14 protein-coding genes are annotated in these 16,217 nt (G+C 73.8%); 3 read left to right on the top strand and 11 right to left on the bottom strand.

From position 1 onward, the window contains the following. The first annotated feature begins 108 nt into the window (after window positions 1-108). Window positions 109-879, top strand: coding sequence for an IclR family transcriptional regulator (locus D7294_RS13600; RefSeq protein ID WP_120679196.1), 771 nt, complete (start codon window positions 109-111; stop codon window positions 877-879). Between the two features lie 83 nt (window positions 880-962). Here D7294_RS13600 and D7294_RS13595 read toward each other — a convergent pair whose 3' ends face one another. The 3 genes from D7294_RS13595 to D7294_RS13585 form a co-directional block, all read right to left on the bottom strand. Next, the gene (locus D7294_RS13595) at window positions 963-1,502 is read right to left on the bottom strand and encodes an NUDIX hydrolase (RefSeq protein WP_120679194.1); all 540 of its coding nucleotides are present in this window, start codon (window positions 1,500-1,502) and stop codon (window positions 963-965) included. Window positions 1,503-1,570: 68 nt separating this feature from the next. Further along, window positions 1,571-2,989, bottom strand: coding sequence for an NCS2 family permease (locus D7294_RS13590; RefSeq protein WP_120679192.1), 1,419 nt, complete (start codon window positions 2,987-2,989; stop codon window positions 1,571-1,573). Between the two features lie 198 nt (window positions 2,990-3,187). Then, on the bottom strand, window positions 3,188-4,393 hold the full coding sequence (locus tag D7294_RS13585) for a hypothetical protein (RefSeq protein WP_120679190.1): 1,206 nt from the start codon (window positions 4,391-4,393) through the stop codon (window positions 3,188-3,190). Window positions 4,394-4,590: 197 nt separating this feature from the next. Between D7294_RS13585 and D7294_RS13580 the strand changes: the two genes are divergently transcribed. Beyond that, the gene (locus D7294_RS13580) at window positions 4,591-5,424 is read left to right on the top strand and encodes an NAD-dependent epimerase/dehydratase family protein (protein ID WP_120679188.1); all 834 of its coding nucleotides are present in this window, start codon (window positions 4,591-4,593) and stop codon (window positions 5,422-5,424) included. Window positions 5,425-5,475: 51 nt separating this feature from the next. Here the strand turns inward: D7294_RS13580 and D7294_RS13575 are convergent, their stop codons facing one another. Beyond that, window positions 5,476-5,856 carry a MerR family transcriptional regulator gene (locus D7294_RS13575; RefSeq protein WP_120679187.1) on the bottom strand — a complete coding sequence of 127 codons (381 nt, stop codon included), beginning with the start codon at window positions 5,854-5,856 and terminating at the stop codon, window positions 5,476-5,478. 127 nt (window positions 5,857-5,983) lie between these two features. Between D7294_RS13575 and D7294_RS13570 the strand changes: the two genes are divergently transcribed. After that, the gene (locus tag D7294_RS13570; RefSeq protein ID WP_120679185.1) at window positions 5,984-7,054 is read left to right on the top strand and encodes an alkene reductase; all 1,071 of its coding nucleotides are present in this window, start codon (window positions 5,984-5,986) and stop codon (window positions 7,052-7,054) included. A 139-nt stretch (window positions 7,055-7,193) separates the two neighbouring features. Here D7294_RS13570 and D7294_RS13565 read toward each other — a convergent pair whose 3' ends face one another. The 7 genes from D7294_RS13565 to D7294_RS13535 all read right to left on the bottom strand — a co-directional run bounded on the left by D7294_RS13565 (window position 7,194) and on the right by D7294_RS13535 (window position 16,177). Continuing rightward, window positions 7,194-8,405 (bottom strand): serine hydrolase domain-containing protein, encoded by a 1,212-nt coding sequence (locus D7294_RS13565; protein WP_120679183.1) that lies wholly within the window; start codon window positions 8,403-8,405, stop codon window positions 7,194-7,196. A gap of 114 nt (window positions 8,406-8,519) precedes the next feature. Beyond that, window positions 8,520-9,917, bottom strand: coding sequence for a pectate lyase family protein (locus D7294_RS13560; RefSeq protein ID WP_120679181.1), 1,398 nt, complete (start codon window positions 9,915-9,917; stop codon window positions 8,520-8,522). A gap of 131 nt (window positions 9,918-10,048) precedes the next feature. Next, a complete protein-coding gene (locus D7294_RS13555; protein ID WP_120679179.1) occupies window positions 10,049-11,377 on the bottom strand; it encodes an ABC transporter substrate-binding protein in 1,329 nt (442 codons plus the stop codon). A gap of 177 nt (window positions 11,378-11,554) precedes the next feature. Then, complete coding sequence (locus D7294_RS13550; RefSeq protein ID WP_120679177.1) at window positions 11,555-13,177, bottom strand: glycoside hydrolase family 43 protein; 1,623 nt, start codon at window positions 13,175-13,177, stop codon at window positions 11,555-11,557. Further along, window positions 13,174-14,358 (bottom strand): Gfo/Idh/MocA family protein, encoded by a 1,185-nt coding sequence (locus D7294_RS13545; protein WP_120679175.1) that lies wholly within the window; start codon window positions 14,356-14,358, stop codon window positions 13,174-13,176. Before D7294_RS13545 ends, D7294_RS13550 begins: the two co-directional genes overlap by 4 nt. Then, complete coding sequence (locus D7294_RS13540) at window positions 14,358-15,251, bottom strand: carbohydrate ABC transporter permease (RefSeq protein ID WP_120679173.1); 894 nt, start codon at window positions 15,249-15,251, stop codon at window positions 14,358-14,360. The genes D7294_RS13545 and D7294_RS13540 overlap by 1 nt, the downstream gene beginning before the upstream one ends. Further along, window positions 15,248-16,177 (bottom strand): carbohydrate ABC transporter permease, encoded by a 930-nt coding sequence (locus tag D7294_RS13535; RefSeq protein ID WP_120679171.1) that lies wholly within the window; start codon window positions 16,175-16,177, stop codon window positions 15,248-15,250. The genes D7294_RS13540 and D7294_RS13535 overlap by 4 nt, the downstream gene beginning before the upstream one ends. Between the last annotated feature and the right edge of the window lie 40 nt (window positions 16,178-16,217).

Raw genomic sequence — 16,217 nt, 5'->3', positions numbered from 1 at the left:
ATCGATCCTCCTGCCAGGCGCATGCTATGTTCGAGATACTGAACATTGTCCCTGTATGTGAATTCCCGCAGGGACTCTATAGCGGCTCGAACAAGGGGGTCAAGGTCGATGTCAGCGGGTGAGACGGGCGGTTCCCAGGTCAAGTCGGCGGTGCGCACGGTCGAACTGCTGGAGTTCTTCGCCGGCCGGCCCGGGATGCATTCTCTCGCCGACGTGCAGACCGCGGTCGGGTACCCCAAGTCCAGCCTCTACATGCTCCTGCGGACCCTCGTCGACCTCGGCTGGGTGGAGACGGACGCCACCGGCACCAGGTACGGCATCGGCGTGCGCGCGCTGCTGGTGGGCACCTCGTACATCGACGGCGACGAGGTGGTGGCCGCCGCCCGGCCGACCCTGGACCGGCTCTCGGACGACACCACCGAGACCATCCACCTGGCCAGGCTCGACGGCACCAACGTCGTCTACCTGGCCACCCGCCAGTCCGAGCACTACCTGCGCCCCTTCACCCGGGTCGGCCGCCGGCTCCCGGCGCACTCCACCTCCCTGGGCAAGGCCCTGCTGGCGACCTGCACCGACGACCAGGTGCGCAAGCTGCTGCCGGAGCGGCTCGACCGGCTGACCGAGCACACCATCACCGACCGCGAGCGGCTGATCGAGGAGCTGCACCAGGTCCGGGAGCGCGGCTACGCCATCGACCGCGAGGAGAACACCCTCGGCCTCAGCTGCTTCGGCATCGCCATCCCCTACCGAACCCCCGCCAGGGACGCGATCAGCTGCTCGGTTCCCGTGGCCAGGCTGACCCCGGCGCACGAACAGCTGGTCAAGGAGGCGCTGTTCGACGCCCGCGACCGCCTCGCGCTGGCCACCAGGCACCTGTAGGGGCGGTCCCGGGCGCCGGGCGATCGGGCCCTGCCGCCCGCCGGGCGCGGGCCGCGGGTCACGCGCCCCGGGGGTGGTGCGGCTCAGTGGTGCCAGGGCAGGCGGACGGGCCGCTCTGGGGCGCGGCCCGCCAGGAGATCGCCCAGCAGGGCCGCGAGGCCGAGCGGCAGCACCCGCTCGGTGGTGGCCGCCAGCTCCGCCGCGGTCCACCACCGGTGCCCCACGGTGGCGCCCCGCTCCCAGCGCTCCATGTGCGAGGTGTCCACCTCGTGGGCGGGGGCCCGGCGCAGGCGGAACAGGTAGAAGACGTCCTCGAAGCGGCCGCGGGCCCAGCCCAGATCCGCCAGGCCGCCGGTCACCGCGACCTGGGGGCCGAGGTCTTCCGGGGCCACCCGGAGGCCGGTCTCCTCCCACAGCTCCCTGGCCGCCGCCACCCGGGGGCGTTCGCGCCGCTTGACGCCGCCGCCCGGCGTGATCCAGAACGGCGAGAGGGCCGAGCCGTCCTCCATCCGGAACAGCAGCAGGCGCCCCGAGGCGTCCAGCAGCAGCACCCGGGCCGAACGGCGCGCCAGCCGGTCCGGTACCGGCCGGCCCGGCCGCGGGCCCTCGGGGGCCTGGGCCATGGTCTCCTCCCCCTCCCCTCCCCGGTTCCGCGCCCGGCCTCCCGGCCGCGGCCGGGCGCCCGGCCGCCTCAGGAGACGCCGAACAGCTGCTCGATGGGGTTGATGGCAAAGTAGATCACGAAGAGGCCCGCGGTGCCCCACAGCAGCCAGTTCAGCTCGCGGGCCCGGCCGAGCACCACCTTCAGCAGCACGTAGGAGACGAAGCCCGCGCCGATGCCGTTGGTGATCGAGTAGGTGAAGGGCATCACGGAGATGGTGAGGAAGGCCGGGATGGCGATCGCCTGGTCGCTCCAGTCGATGCGGGCGACCTGCACCATCATGAGGAAGCCGACGGCCACCAGGGCGGGCGCCGCGGCCTGCGAGGGCACCATGGCGGCCAGGGGCGCGAAGAAGAGGGCGAGGGCGAAGAGCGCGCCGGTCACCACGTTGGCCAGGCCGGTCCGCGCCCCCTCGCCGACGCCCGCGGCCGACTCGATGTAGGAGGTGTTGGAGGAGCCGGAGGCGGCGCCGCCCACGGCGGCGGCCAGGCCGTCGACGAAGAGCAGCCGCCCCAGCCGCGGCACCCGGCCCCGCTCGTCGAGCAGCCCGGCCTCGCTGGTCACGGCCACCGCCGTGCCCATCGTGTCGAAGAAGTCGGTCAGGAAGAGCGTGAAGACGGTCAGCACCACGGTCACGGCGCTCACCTCGCCGAAGGCGCCGAACAGGCTGAAGTCGCCGAGGAGGCCGAAGTCCGGGCTCGCGACCGGATCGTCGGGGAGTTCGGGAATCGTCAGGCCCCAGGCCGTGTCCGGCACGTCGGCCGCCGCGTTGATCACGAGGGCGAGGAGGGTGGTGAGGGCGATGCTGATGAGGATGGCGCCCCGCACCCGGCGGGCCAGCAGGGCGAGGGTGAGCAGCAGCCCGGCGACGAACACGAGCACCGGCCAGCCGTGCAACTCCCCGGTGCCGCCCAGGTTCAGCGGGGGCGAGCCGGCGGCGCCGACGGTGAAGCCGGCGTCCACGAAGCCGATCAGGGCGATGAACAGGCCGATGCCCACCCCGATGGCCTGCTTGAGCGCCGCGGGTATCGCGTTCATCACCGCCTCCCGCAAGCCGGTGCCGGAGAGCACGCACAGGATCAGGCCCTCGATCACCACGAGGCCCATCGCGTCCGGCCAGGTCATCCGCGGCGCGATCTGGTAGGCGACCACCGCGTTGATGCCGAGCCCCGCGGCCAGGGCGAGCGGGATGTTGGCCGTGAGCCCCATCAGCACCGTCATCACGGCCGCGACCACCGCGGTGACGGTGAGCAGTTGCGGGAACGACAGCCGGTCGCCGTTCACGTCCTCGGCGCCGCCGAGAATGATCGGGTTGAGCACGAGAATGTAGGCCATCGTGAAGAACGTGACCACTCCGCCGCGTATCTCCCGGCCGTAGGTGGAACCGCGCGCGGATATCTGGAAAAAGCCGTCAAACCTGTGCAACAGGGACGTGGGCGCCGAGGGCATCGAAGAGTGTTCCTTGACCATACGGGTGGGGATGGGGACGCAGGGATTGTGCCTGCCCGGCGAGGTGCGTGGGTTTTGCGCAGGTAACACGATGCCGCACCGTTACGGAATCGCCGCTTCCGCTTCTCTTCGCCGACCCCTCGCCGCCGCCTTGCCGCCGTCCTTTCGCCGGCCCCGAGGGCCGGCGCGCCCGCCGGCTCAGTCCAGCTCGCGCAGCGCCCTGCCCACCGCGTCCAGCTCGGCGTCCGTGGCCAGGCCCGCGTGGTAGAGCCGCAGCTCCGTGGCGCCGAGGGCGGCGGCGTGCGCGGCGTCCGCGGCCAGCGTCCCCGGGCTGCCGCCCATGCCGGAGACCACCGTCAGGTTCGCCGCCAGGGTGGTGCCCGCCCCGCGCCGCAGCCGCGCGGCGAACGGGCCGAGCGCCTCGGCGCGCGCCTCCTCCCCGCCCGTGCAGGGCACGACCACGCCGTCGGCGACGTCCAGCAGGGCGGCCGGGTCGGCGCCGACGTTGGCGCCGCAGCGGTGCGGCGCCGGGTCGGCGTGCAGCAGGATCCGGAAGCCGGCCGGGGCCGCGGCCCTGACCGCGGCCACCGCCTGCCGCCGGAACTCCGTGGCGGCCCGCTCGCGCCAGCCCGCGGCCGCGGCGGCGGCCCGCGCGCCGAGCAGCGCCACCACCCCGGCCCACTCCCCGGCCCGTCCCGGCGCGGTCTGCGGGGGGCGGCCCGCCCAGTACCCGGCGAGGGCCGCCCGCACCGCGGCGCGCAGCTCGTCCGGGTCAGCGCCGTGCGCCGCGTACCCGGCCCCGCACTCCTCGCAGAAGCACAGCGACATCAGGTAGCCGCCGGTGCCGCCGAGGGCCGCGCCCGCGGTCTTGTCGTGGGCGTGCAGGTGGTCGAAGCCGTACCAGCCGCAGGACTCCAGCTCGGTGCCGCGCGCGCCGGGGCGCACGGCCGCCTCGGCGGCCAGCTCCGCCGCGTAGGCGCGCACCTCCGGGCGCGCCACGCACAGCGCCCAGGGATAGCGGTCGCCGTGGGCGTTGACCACGGTGCTGGACGGATTGCGCTCGCCGACAAGGGAGTTGTGCGCGAGGATCACCCAGCTGTGCACCTCGACCCCGGCGGCGTCCAGCGCCCGGGCGGCCTCGCCGAACGCGTCCGGCTCCGGCAGCCAGCGCTGGGCGCCGGGCCGCAGCGCCCGCCCGGCCCAACGCGCCTCGTCCGGCGGGTAGTAGACCGCGGAGTGCCGCGCGGTCACCACGCGGTGGGCGGGGTGGCGTGGCGTGGCGGCGCGGGTGGTGTGGTACGCCGAGGCGAGGGTGGCCTGCGCCACGCCGAGGGCCGCGATCCGGCCCGCGGCCTCGCCGTCCCCGGCGACGTCCCACGGGTAGAGAAAGGCTCCGGCGCGCATCACGCCCCCGCCCCGGCTGCGTCCATTCCCGTTCTCCCTGCCCCCGCGCCCTGGGCGCAGTCGTCCATATGCCTGAACGGGCACGCTAGATGAGCTTCGTTTCCGTGGTCAAGGGTCCGTTGACGAGGGCGAGTAGGGCCCCTAGCGTGTCCCCATATATGAACCGCATATTCGGACGGAGAACGGACGGAGATCCGATGGCCGCAGCACCTTCCCAGGGACTTCCCGCGGAGAAGACCGTCCTGCTCACCGGAGCCGCCGGCGGCGTCGGAACCCTGATGCGCGCGCTCCTGCCCCCGTACGGCTACCGGCTGCGGCCCTTCGACGTCGTGCCCCTGCCCGGGGAGCCGGACGCGATCACGGCCGACCTCAACGACCGGGAGGCGCTGCGCGAGGCGGTGCGCGGCGCCGACGCGATCCTGCACCTGGCGGGCATCTCCCTGGAGTCCACCTTCGAGAAGATCCTGCGGGCCAACATCGAGGGCACCTACCACCTGTACGAGGCCGCGCGCGAGGAGGGCGTGCGCCGGATCGTGTTCGCGTCGAGCAACCACGCCATCGGCTACACCCCCTGGCCGGCCGCCGGGACGCCGCGGGTGCCGGTGGCGACCCCGCACCGGCCCGACACCTTCTACGGCCTCTCCAAGTGCTTCGGCGAGGACCTGGCCCAGCTGTACTGGGACAAGCACGGCATCGAGACGGTGTCCGTCCGGATCGGCTCCTGCTTCCCCGAGCCGGGCAACGTCCGCATGCTGTCGGTCTGGCTGAGCCCCGCCGACGCCGCCAGGCTCTTCCACGCCGCGCTCACCGCCGAGGAGGTGGGCCACACGATCGTCTACGGCTCCTCGGCCAACACCCGCGGCGTGTGGGACCTCTCGGCCGGCGAGGCGCTCGGCTACACCCCGCTCGACGACTCCGAGTCCTTCGCGGCCAAACTGATCGCCGAGCAGGGCGAGTTGGACACCAACCGCCCCGACCAGGCCCACCTCGGCGGCGCCTTCGTCACCGACCCGCCGATCTGGCCGTACTGAGGAAGCCCCCCGTCGGGGGCGGGCCGCTGCGGCCCGCCCCGGCCGCTCCCCTCAGCAGGCCGGCGCCCCCGCCCGTTGCCGCTCCCGGTGCGCCCTGGCCGTGGCCATCAGCCCGTCCAGCGCGTCCCTGGTGTGCAGCAGTTCGGCGATGTGCAGGGAGAGCCGGTCGCGCTCCTGCGCCATCCGGTCGAGCGCCGCGTCCGAGTGCTCCTCGCTCGGGGCGTCGACGCAGGGCAGCAGCTCGGCGACGGTGCGGCTGGACAGGCCCGCCGCGAACAGCCGCTGCACGAACGCCACCCGCTCCACGGCCTCCCGGCCGTAGTGCCGCTGCCCGCTGGGGCTGCGGCTGCTGGTGAGCAGGCCCTGTTCCTCGTAGTAGCGCAGGGACCTGATGCTGACGCCGGTCCGCGACGCGAGCTCTCCGATGCGCACTCGCCCTCCTTGCTCCTGTGACCCGCGGCACACGGCGGCTCACGCGCTTGCCTCTCACATCCATGTGAGCTTTTAGCGTAGCGCCCGTGCCCGGAACCCCGGGTGGCACGGACGGAGGAGTTCTCCCATGAGTCTTTTCAGCAGCCACCGGCTCGGCGAACTGACCCTGCCCAACCGCGTGGTGATGGCCCCCATGACCCGGGGCAGGGCCGCCGCCGGGGGCCTGGCGACGCCGTCGATGGCGACGTACTACGCCCAGCGGGCGACGGCCGGGCTGATCGTGACCGAGGGGGTGCAGCCGAGCCTGATCGGGCAGTCCAACCCGGGCACGCCCGGCCTGCACACCGAGGAGCAGGCCGCCTCCTGGCGCCAGGTGACCGCGGCCGTGCACGCCAACGGCGGGCGGATCTTCGCCCAGCTCATGCACGGCGGGCGGGTCTCGCACCCCGACACCACCGGCCTGCGGCCGGTCGGGCCCTCGGCCGTCCCCGCCGAGGGCCGGGTGTTCACCCCCTCGGGACCCCAGCCGGCGCCGCTGCCGCGCGCCCTGGAGACCGCCGAGGTCGCCGGGCACGCCGGCTCGTACGCCGAGGCCGCGCGCCGCGCCGTCGGCGCCGGCTTCGACGGCGTGGAACTGCACGGCGCCAACGGCTACCTGATCTCCCAGTTCCTCTCCTCGAACGCCAACCTGCGCACGGATCGCTACGGGGGCCGGGTGTCCCACCGCATCCGGTTCGCCGTCGAGGCCACCGCCGCCACCGTCGAGGCCGTCGGCGGCGAGCGGACCGGCATCCGCCTCTCCCCCGGCGGGACCTTCTGGGGGGTGCGGGAGAGGGACGTGCCCGAGCTCTACGCCGCGCTGCTGGCCGAGCTGGCCCCGCTGGGCCTGGCCTACGTCCACCTGGAGGCCACCGCGGAAGAGGAGGTCCTGCTCGGCCTGCGCCGCGCCTGGCCCGGCACCCTCGTCGTGAATCCGAGCCTCCCGATGGGACCCAAGCCGACCGGCCGGGAGGACGCCGACCACTGGCTCGGGCTCGGGGCCGACCTCATCAGCTTCGGCCGCGCCTTCCTGGCCAACCCCGACCTGGTCGAGCGGCTGCGCAACGGGCTCCCGCTCGCGCCGGCCGACGAGGCCACCTACTACCAGGGGGGCGACGCCGGGTACCTGACCTACCCGTCCTACGCCTACGCCGCCTGACCCGCGCCCAAGGCGCCACGGGCCGGGCCCCGCCCCCGTGCGCCCCACCCGCCCGAAGCGTGGACTCCGTTTGTCGACATATGGGCAACGCGGGCAATGCGGGCGGCCGCCAGGCGCGTGGGGCGGCCGGTGGGGCGTCTCAGGACCGGCCGGCCAGGGCGCAGGCGCGGGCCGTCCTGGCCAGGGCCTCGGCGTCGGGGCCCGCTCCCGCGGGGGTGGGGAAGCGGCGGCGGGTGTAGCCGAAGGCGAGGCCGCTGCGCGGGTCGGCGAAGGCCGCCGAGCCGCCCGCCCCGTCGTGGCCGAAGGCGCCCGCCCCCAGATGGGGAAGGCCCACCATGAACCCGAGCCCGTAGGCGCGATGCATGCCGAGGGTGAGGTCGTGGCCCACCGAGAAGGGCTGGGCGCACTCGGCGAGGGTGGCCGCGGACAGCAGGGCCGGGCGGCCGTCGAGGCCGCTGAGGGCCGCCGCGTAGAGCCGGGCCAGGCCGCGGGCCGAGGCCAGGGCGGCGACCGAGCCCTGCCCGCCCGCCCTGATCAGCGGGAGGTTCGGCAGCCGGCTCAGGTCGACCGACTCGGGGTGGTGGGCGTTCGCGGCGATCCCGCCGAGGCCGTCGGGCGCCGGGGGCGCCGCGTCGGCCGGGGCGGGGGCGGGCGCGGCCACGTCGAGGAAGCGGTGCTCCTCGCTCGCCGGCAGGCCCAGGTACAGGTCGATGCCGTAGGGCCCGGCCAGCGCCTCGCGGTAGACGGCGCGCAGCGAGGCGCCCGAGGCCCGGCGGACCACCTCGCCGACCAGGGCGCCGATGGTCAGCGAGTGGTAGCCGAACGCCGCCCCTGGGCGCCAGTACGGCCGGTGCGGGGCGAGCCGCGCGGCCAGCGCCTCGTCCTCGGCCAGTTCGGCGAGCGTGAAGCCCTCGTCCACGCCTATGGAGCCCGCGCGGTGTCCCGCCAGCTCGCGCAGCGTCAGCGCCCCCTTCCCCTCGGCCGCGAACTCGGGCCAGTAGGCCCTCACTTCGCGGTCGAGGTCGAGGGTGCCGCGCTGCGCGAGCAGGGCGAGCACGAGGAAGGTGGCGCCCTTGGTCGAGGAGAAGACGCCGAGCAGCGAGTCCCCGGCCATGCCGGGGCCGCCCCACAGGTCGGCCACCTGCCGCCCGTCGAGGTAGGCGGCCACCTGCGCGGCCTGCCCTGGCTCCGCGCCGAGCACCGCGGCGAACGTGTCGCGCAGCGGCTCGAAGCCGGGGGCCACCGTGCCGTGCACCACCGCGGGGTACGGGGCCCCCGCGCCGGCCGGGGCGTCCGCGCCGCCTTCTTCGGCCGGGCTGCCCGCGTCCGCGCTGCGCTCGTGGCCGGTCATCGTTCCTCCTCCGCGCGGGGGCGATGCCGCCCCCGCGCACTCGTGCGGCGGTGCTTCGGTGCCGTGGGTCCGGGTTTCCGGGTCCCGGGTCCCGGGTCCCGGGTCCCGAGGAGGCTAGTGCCGCCTCAGGTTCCCCGCGCCCGCCCCCTCGTCGACCAGGGCGGGCACCCGCCGCGGGTCGTCGACGCGGGCGCGCAACTCCGGGGTCCAGCCGGAGTCGTCGCCGAGATCGCTGCCCGGGTTGGCGGCGCGGTACGCGGCGAGCAGGTCGGTGGGCTCGCCGTTGACCCAGTTCCCGTTCTCGGTGAGCGAGGTGCCGGCCGTCCACTGGTGGATGGTCTGCGCGGCGTCGACCCCCGCGGGCAGGGTGAAGGCGTTGTACTCGGCGAGCAGGCCGGACTCCCTGCCGATGCCCCAGCTGTAGGCGTAGTCGCGGCCCGCGTCCTGGGCGTAGTGGTTGTTGTAGGCGTCGACCCGGCCGTAGCGGACCCGGGGGGCGCGTTCGGTCAGGTTGTGGAACAGGTTGTGGTGGAAGGTCACCCGCAGCCTGCCGCGGTCGGTGGCGCTCGCGCCGTCGCTGTTGCCGACCAGGATCGTCTTGTCGTGCTCGGTGAAGACGTTCCAGCTCGCGGTCACCAGGTCGGCGCCGCGCACCACGTCGAGCTGCCCGTCGTGCTGCTGGAAGAGGCGGCCGAAGTAGCGCGGCTGCGCGGCGTCGGGGCGGCGGCCGTCGGTGAAGGTGTTGTGGTCGACCCAGACGTGGGTGGAGCCGGAGAGCACCAGGTTGTCGTACTCGGAGTTCCACTCGCCGAACTCGCCGTCGGTGGGGTCCCAGTAGGGGAAGCAGTCGAAGGCGTCCTCGAAGGTGAGGTTGCGGACGATGACGTTGTCCTGGCCGCTGACGTTCAGGGTGGCGCCCAGCAGCCTGGCGTCGTCGCCGAGGCCGATGATCGTGGTGTCGGAGCCGACGGAGAGCTTCACCCGCTCGGCCTGCCGGGCGGCGGAGGCGATCCGGGCCTCCTCCAGGGGTCCCGAGGGGTCCTCCCTGCCCCAGGTCGCGGGGTCGTAGGCGGCGAGGTAGCCCTCCCGGGTGTAGCCGTCGGTGGCGTAGTCCTCGCAGCTCAGCGGGTTGCCCTCGGCGTCGGTGTTGGCGTCGATGGTGCCCCGGACCCGGATGAGGGTGGGCTCGCCGTCCGCCGCGGCCAGGGCGGCGGCCAGCTCCTCGCGGGTGGAGACGGTGAAGGTGTGCTCGGCGTCGGCCGCCGAGCCGCCGGTGACGCCGCCCCCGGCCGCGGCCCAGCCGTCGTCCTCGGCAAGCACCTCACGGGCGGGGTCCCCCGCCTGCCCGTGACCGTGGCCCTGCCCGTGGCCGTGGTGTCCCGGGTGGCCGTGGGCGAGCGCCGCCTGGGGCAGCAGGCCGAGGACGAGGGCGGCGCAGCCCGTCAGGGCGATTCTTCCGGCCGTTCCTGCCGTGCTTGCCGTGCTTGCCGTTCTTGCTGATCTGACGTACATCGCGGCTCCGTTGGGGGTGAGACGGTCGAAGGACGTGCTCGGGGGTGACGCGCCGCGGCGGGCCCTGGGGTCCGCCGCGGCGCCTCGGGTGGTGCCTGGTACGTGCGGTGCGGCGGTGCGGGGCGCGGCGGTTACTCCTGCTGCTCCAGCCACTCGGCCTGGGCCTCGTTCAGCCGGTCGGCGAGGTCGTCGAGGAAGTCCTGGGCGCTCATCTCGCCGAGCAGCACCCGCTGGAAGTTGGGCTCGGTGTCCGCCTTGGTGATGTTGTTCCAGTCCGGCAGGTAGTACGGGAGCTGGACGATGGTGGTGCGCTCGTCGCTCAGCGCCTCGACGGCGGCCTGGGTGGGCGGCGCCGACTGGATCCAGTCGTCGTTCAGCGCCTCCGTGTTGGCGGGGATGGAGCCGGCCGACTCGTTCCACAGGCTGTTCATCTCGTGGGAGGCGGCGAACTCGATGAACCGCCAGGCGGCCTCCTTGTTGTCGCTCGACTTGAACAGGCCGAGCCCGTCCACCGGGTTGGAGACGAAGGTGTGCGGGCCGCCCTCCTCCTGAGTCGGCATCGGCAGCCCGTCCACCACGCCCTCGCCGAAGGCGTCGATGTGGTCCTGGTAGGAGCCCAGGTTGTGCTGGAGCATGCCGACCTCGCCGCCGGTGAAGGTGGCGACCATGTTGGTGAAGTCGTTGTTGAGGTCGGCCTCGGGGGTCACCGTGTTGTAGAGCCCGACGTAGTTCTCCAGGGCCTCCACGTTCGCCGGGTCGTTGACCGTGGTCTCGTCGCCCTCCCAGAACGAGTCGATGCCGGACTGCGCGTACATCATGTCGAGCGCCTGGGCGACCGAGCCGGCGCCGCCGCGGATGGTGAAGCCGAACCTGTTGTGCTCCCGGTCCGTCAGCTCCTCGGCGGCGGTGTAGAAGTTGTCCCAGGTGGTGGGCGGTTGCAGGCCGGCGGCCTCGAACAGGTCGGTGCGGTACCACAGCACGCCCTGATTGGCCGAGGTGGGCACCGAGTACAGCTCCTCGCCCTCGCCGACGGTGGCGCGGACGCTGTCCAGCATGGCCGGAAGCAGCTGCTGGTCGAGGCCGCTCTCGGCGAGCCGGTCGGTGACCGGGTCGAGGGCGCCCTGGGCGACCAGGTTGGCCAGGTAGGAGGTGCTGACGCCGCCGACGTCCGGCAGGCCGTCGCCGCCCTGGATGGCGGCGTCGTACTTGGACTGCACGTCGGCGATCGGGACCCCGACGTACTCGACCTCGATGTCGGGGTTCTCCTCCTCGAAGGCGTCGATGATCTGCTCCCAGACCTCGGTCCTGACGCCTCCGTTGTTGTCCCAGAAGGTGATCTTGCCGGTGCCGTCGCCCTCGGAACCTGAACTCGTCCCCGAGTCACCGCAGCCGGATGCGGCCGCGGCGAGGACGAGTGCGGTGGCGACGGCGGCGAGACCGCGGCGCGGGGATCTTCTCATTCGTGCGGCTCTCCTCGTGCGTGGAAAAGGATGGACCGGTGTGAGAGGTGCGGTGGTGCTCGCCGGTGCGCTGCTGCTCACCGGGTGGTGCTCGTCGAACTCTCGTGCTCGTCGAACTCTGGTGTTCGTGGGGTGGCCACGCAGGCGCTCGTGGGGGCGCGGCCCCGGGTGCGGGTGTCAGGGGGCGGCGAAGGTGACGCGGAAGGCGCGGAACTCGGCGTGCCCGGCGGCCGCCTCGCCCTTCGCCCCGCCCTTCGCCGCGGGCTTTCCCGGGTCCTCCCCCGCCTCCTCCGCCTCCCCGGGGGCGACGGCGAAGAGGGCCAGCTGGGCGCCGACCCAGCGCCAGGGGGTGGCGGCGAACTCGAAGCCGGAGGGCGTCGGGGGCGCCTCGGCGCCCGCCGCCTCCGGCAGGGCGGCGGAAAAGCGGCACCGCCCGTCGGCGCGGACGTCGATCCGCAGCCGGGCCAGGCCGGCGGGCGCCGGGCGGGAGGGGGCCGCGTCCCGCTCCCGGCCCGCGGTCTGCTCGGCGAAGCGGTGGACGAACCGCACGCCGTCGGCGCCGCGTTCGAGGCCGATCCAGGCGAACGCGTCGCCGAGCACGGCGAGTCCGGCCCGGGCGCCCGGCTCCTCGCCGTGCAGGGAAAGGTCGACGCTGACCGTCAGCGGCCCCACGGGCAGGCGCTGGGCCAGCAGCCAGGGCAGCCGGCGCAGGTCGGCCGCGTCGGGCGAGCGGCGGCACACCAGCCGCAGGCCCCGGCCGCCGTGCGCCAGGGTCAGCCCGGGCCTGGGGTTGGCGGTCCAGGACCACTGCGGGCCGAACTCCCCGCCGGGGAAGTCGTCGTCGGTCGCGGGCCCGTGCGGCTCCACCCCGGGCAGCGGCACCGGGAGGGCGTGCTCCGCCACCGGGCTGCCGCCCTCGCCCAGCACGGGCCAGCCCTCCTCGTCCCAGCGCATCGGCTGGAGGTGCACCACCCGGCCGAACGGGGCGCGCTGCTGGAAGTGCAGGAACCAGTCCCGCCCGTCGGGGGCGTCCACCCAGGCGCCCTGGTGCGGGCCGTTGACCTCGGTGTCGCCCTGGGCGAGGACGACGCGCTCCTCGTAGGGGCCGAAGAAGTCCCGCGAGCGGAACGCGCCCTGCCAGCCGGTCTCCACCGAGCCCGCCGGGGCGAAGATCCAGAACCATCCCTCGCGCCGGTAGAGCTTGGGCCCCTCCAGGGTGAACCAGCCGGGCAGCGCGTCGCCGTCGACGATCACCCGGCCCTCGTCGAGCAGCGCGGTGCCGTCCTCGCTCATCCGGTGCCCGGTGAGCCGGTTCTTGATGCCGGAGCGGGACTTGGCCCAGCCGTGCACCAGGTAGGCGCCGTCCTCGGTCCACAGCGGGCAGGGGTCGATCAGGCCGCGGCCCGGCTTCAGCAGCACCGGCTCGCTCCAGGGCCCCTCGATGGCGGGGGCGCTGACCTGCTGGATGCCGTGGTCGGGGTCGCCCCAGAAGATCCAGAAGCGGCCGGCGTGATGGCGCAGCGCCGGGGCCCACACGCCGCAGTCGTGCCGGGGCACGTCGAAGACGCCGGCGGGTTCGAGGCGCTTCAGGGCGTGCCCGATCAGCCGCCAGTCGACCAGGTTGCGGGAGTGCAGCAGCGGCAGCCCCGGCACGCGGGAGAAGCTGGAGGCGGTGAGGTAGAAGTCCTCGCCGACCCGGATGGCGTCCGGGTCCGACCAGTCCGCCGCGAGCACGGGGTTGCGGTAGCGCCCGGGCCTTCCGGCTCCCGGCGCGCCGCTGCCTGAGGGGGTGACGGTCATCGCGTGGCCTTTCTCGGGTAGTCGGCCCAGGGCGCGCCCAGCTCCGAGTACAGGGCGAGTTCGCGGGCGCCGCGGGCCGTCAGCTCGTCGATGCCGGGGATGACCCGGCGCGGCCCCTGCACGCCCGGCTCGACGCGCCAGGCGTCCGGCGGCAGCGCCACCGGTTCCGGGGCGGTGCGCACCGCCTCGACGAGGCGGGTGAACGCCCCGGTGCGCTCGACCGGGACCAGCAGCGGCGCGTGGCCGCGCAGGTGGGCGACCAGGTTGGCGAGCAGGTCGGTGCGCGGGTGGTCGGTGGTCTCCGGGGCGTGGCCCCGGCGTTCCAGCAGCACCCGGTCCGCCTTGTACCAGAGGGTGATCCGGCCGCTCTCGCCGTGCACCACCACGTAGGGCTCGCCCGGGCTCTCGGCGGCCAGGGTCACGGTGGTCACGATCCGGCCGCCGCCCACGGTGGTGATCCGGGCGCAGGAGGTGTCGTCGGCGGCGATGTCGTTGACCCGGTACAGCTCCAGCTCGATGCCGGCGACGTCCTCGGCCCGGTCGGTGCCCTCGATGCGCAGGGCGGTGGCCACCGCGTGCGCCAGGGGGTTGGTGAGCACCCCGTCCACCACGTCGCGTCCGTCGAGGGTGCGGTGGCCGCCCCAGGGGGCGCGCCGCCAGTACGCCTCCTCCCGCACCCAGGCGCCCGCGGCGCCGAGGCCGCGCACCCGGCCGATGGCGCCCTCGGCGATCAGCCGGCGGATCTCGGTCACGGCAGCGGAGCCCAGCGACTGGAAGCCGATCTGGCAGGCGGTGCCGGCCGCGGCGACGCCCTCGGCCAGGCGCAGGAAGGCCGCGTAGGAGGGGGTGGGCGGCTTCTCAAGCAGCAGGTGGACGCCGCGGGCGGCGGCGATCAGGCCCAGCTCCTCGTGGGTGTGGATCGGCGTGCAGATCACGGCGATCTCGGCCCCGGTGCGGTCGAGCAGCCAGGCCAGGTCGGCGGACTGCTCGGGCACGGGCGCCGGGCCCTCCTGGGGCGCGGCCTCGGCCAGCTCCTCGGGGCCGAGCGGGTCCAGCTCGCAGACCCCGACCAGCCGGACGAGGCCCTGCGTGGCCAGCCGCCCGAGGTTGCGCAGGTGCCAGCGGCCGTGGCCGCGGGCGCCCGCGAGCACCACGGGGACGGGCAGCGCGTGCGCGGCCATCAGCCCTTCACCGCCCCGGCGCTGAAGCCGGTGATCAGCCAGCGCTGGATGAAGGCGAAGACGATCACCACGGGCAGGGCCGCCACCACGCCGCCGGCGGCCAGGGCGCCGAGGTCGACGCTGTCGGAGCCGATGAGCGTGTTGAGGCCGACGGGGATGGTCTGCTTGTCCTGGGAGCTGAGGAACATCAGGGCGAACAGGAAGTGGTTCCAGCTGTGCACGAAGGCGAAGGAGCCGACGGCGACCAGGCCGGGGCGCAGCAGCGGGAGCACGATGGCGAGGAAGCCGCGCAGCCGGGAGCAGCCGTCCACCCAGGCGGCCTCCTCCAGGGAGGGCGGCACGTTCCTGATGAAGCCGCTGATGAGGATCATCGACAGCGGCAGCTGGAAGACGGTCTCGGCGATGATCACGCTGCCCAGCGAGTTGAGCATCTGCAGCTCGCGGAACACCTCGAAGAGCGGCACAAGCAGCAGCGCGCCGGGGATGAACTGCGAGCACAGCAGGGCCAGCATGAACGGCATCCGCAGCCTGAACCTGAAGCGGGCCAGGGCGTAGCCGCCGGAGAGGGCGACGAGCAGCGTCATCACCATGGTGGCCACGCCGACCTGGATGCTGTTGAAGAAGTATGTGTCGAAGCTGCGCTCGTTCCACACCTTCTCGAAGTGCTCGAAGGTGATCGGCCAGGGCACCAGCGAGTCCGAGCCGGACTCGCGGAGCGCGAACAGCAGCATCCAGTAGAAGGGGACGAGCGTGAAGAGCAGGTAGACGCCCAGGGGCACGAACAGCTGCCAGCGCGGCGGCTGGTCGTGGCGCCGGCGCCGGCGGCCGGCCCGGGGCGGGTCCTGAGGGGCGGTGTCCGGGAGCGGCTCCCGGTCGATGACGGCCGAGGTCACTGGTCATCGCCTCCGAACTTGCTCAGGCGCAGGTAGAGGATCGAACAGAACAGGAGGATCACGAAGGCCACGGTGGTCAGCGCGGCGGCGTACCCGAACTCGTTTCCGTCGATGCCGGTCTGGGCGACGTAGAGCGGCAGCGTGGTGGTGGCGCCGGCCGGCCCGCCGTGCGTGAGGGTGTAGAGGAGGTCGACGTTGTTGAACTCCCAGACGCCGCGCAGCAGGGTGGACAGCACGATCGCGTCCCGCAGGTGCGGCAGCGTGATGTGCCAGAACTGCCGCAGGCGCCCGGCCCCGTCCACCGCCGCCGCCTCGTAGAGGTCCTTGGACACCGACTGCAGGTCGGCGAGCAGGAGGATCGCGAAGAACGGGACGCCGCGCCAGAGTTCGGCGACCACCACGCCCCAGAAGACGGTGCCGGGGTCGGAGAGTATCGAGGTGCCGTACTCCCCGATGCCGGCGTCGGCGAGGTACCGGCTGACGCCGGTGGAGGGGTTGTAGAGCAGAATCCAGATGGTGCTGGTCAGCACGCCGGAGACCGCCCACGGCGAGAAGACGAGGGCGCGGGCCAGGCCGCGGCCGACGAAGGTCTGGTTGATCAGCAGCGCGAGGACCAGGCCGAAGACGAGCTGGAGCGCGACCTCGACCAGCACCCAGCGGCCGCTGAAGGCGAGGGTGTCCCAGAAGAAGTCGTCCTCGGTGAAGATCTCCTTGAAGTTGTCCAGTCCTGCGAACCCGTTCCGCCAGGGCTTTGTGACGTTGTAATCGCGCAGGCTGTACTGGAGGACGCTCAGCATCGGATAGGCGATGAAGCCGAGCATCAGCAGGGCGGCGGGCGCGATCAGCACATAGGGCAGATAGCGGGGGGTACTTCCGGCACGGCGACGCCTCAGGGGCCGGCTTCTGGCTTTCACGGCATCGGCCATGACGGCTCTCTCCGTTCTGGACGGCGGGGCGGTGAAGCGC

Origin of the sequence: Streptomyces hoynatensis, assembly GCF_003626535.1 — a bacterium.
GTDB lineage: Bacteria > Actinomycetota > Actinomycetes > Streptomycetales > Streptomycetaceae > Streptomyces > Streptomyces hoynatensis.
Note: the sequence above shows the minus strand (reverse complement) of the source record. Positions and strands in the feature narration are given on the sequence as shown.

Excerpts from the sequence above, each read along its gene's own strand:
- D7294_RS13545 (WP_120679175.1), bottom strand. The coding sequence starts at position 14,358 with ATGGCCGCGCACGCGCTGCCCGTCCCCGTGGTGCTCGCGGGCGCCCGC.
- D7294_RS13535 (WP_120679171.1), bottom strand. The coding sequence starts at position 16,177 with ATGGCCGATGCCGTGAAAGCCAGAAGCCGGCCCCTGAGGCGTCGCCGT.
- D7294_RS13580 (WP_120679188.1), top strand. The coding sequence starts at position 4,591 with ATGGCCGCAGCACCTTCCCAGGGACTTCCCGCGGAGAAGACCGTCCTG.
- D7294_RS13585 (WP_120679190.1), bottom strand. The coding sequence starts at position 4,393 with ATGCGCGCCGGAGCCTTTCTCTACCCGTGGGACGTCGCCGGGGACGGC.
- D7294_RS13570 (WP_120679185.1), top strand. The coding sequence starts at position 5,984 with ATGAGTCTTTTCAGCAGCCACCGGCTCGGCGAACTGACCCTGCCCAAC.
- D7294_RS13590 (WP_120679192.1), bottom strand. The coding sequence starts at position 2,989 with ATGCCCTCGGCGCCCACGTCCCTGTTGCACAGGTTTGACGGCTTTTTC.
- D7294_RS13600 (WP_120679196.1), top strand. The coding sequence starts at position 109 with ATGTCAGCGGGTGAGACGGGCGGTTCCCAGGTCAAGTCGGCGGTGCGC.
- D7294_RS13560 (WP_120679181.1), bottom strand. The coding sequence starts at position 9,917 with ATGTACGTCAGATCAGCAAGAACGGCAAGCACGGCAAGCACGGCAGGA.
- D7294_RS13550 (WP_120679177.1), bottom strand. The coding sequence starts at position 13,177 with ATGACCGTCACCCCCTCAGGCAGCGGCGCGCCGGGAGCCGGAAGGCCC.
- D7294_RS13555 (WP_120679179.1), bottom strand. The coding sequence starts at position 11,377 with ATGAGAAGATCCCCGCGCCGCGGTCTCGCCGCCGTCGCCACCGCACTC.
- D7294_RS13565 (WP_120679183.1), bottom strand. The coding sequence starts at position 8,405 with ATGACCGGCCACGAGCGCAGCGCGGACGCGGGCAGCCCGGCCGAAGAA.
- D7294_RS13595 (WP_120679194.1), bottom strand. The coding sequence starts at position 1,502 with ATGGCCCAGGCCCCCGAGGGCCCGCGGCCGGGCCGGCCGGTACCGGAC.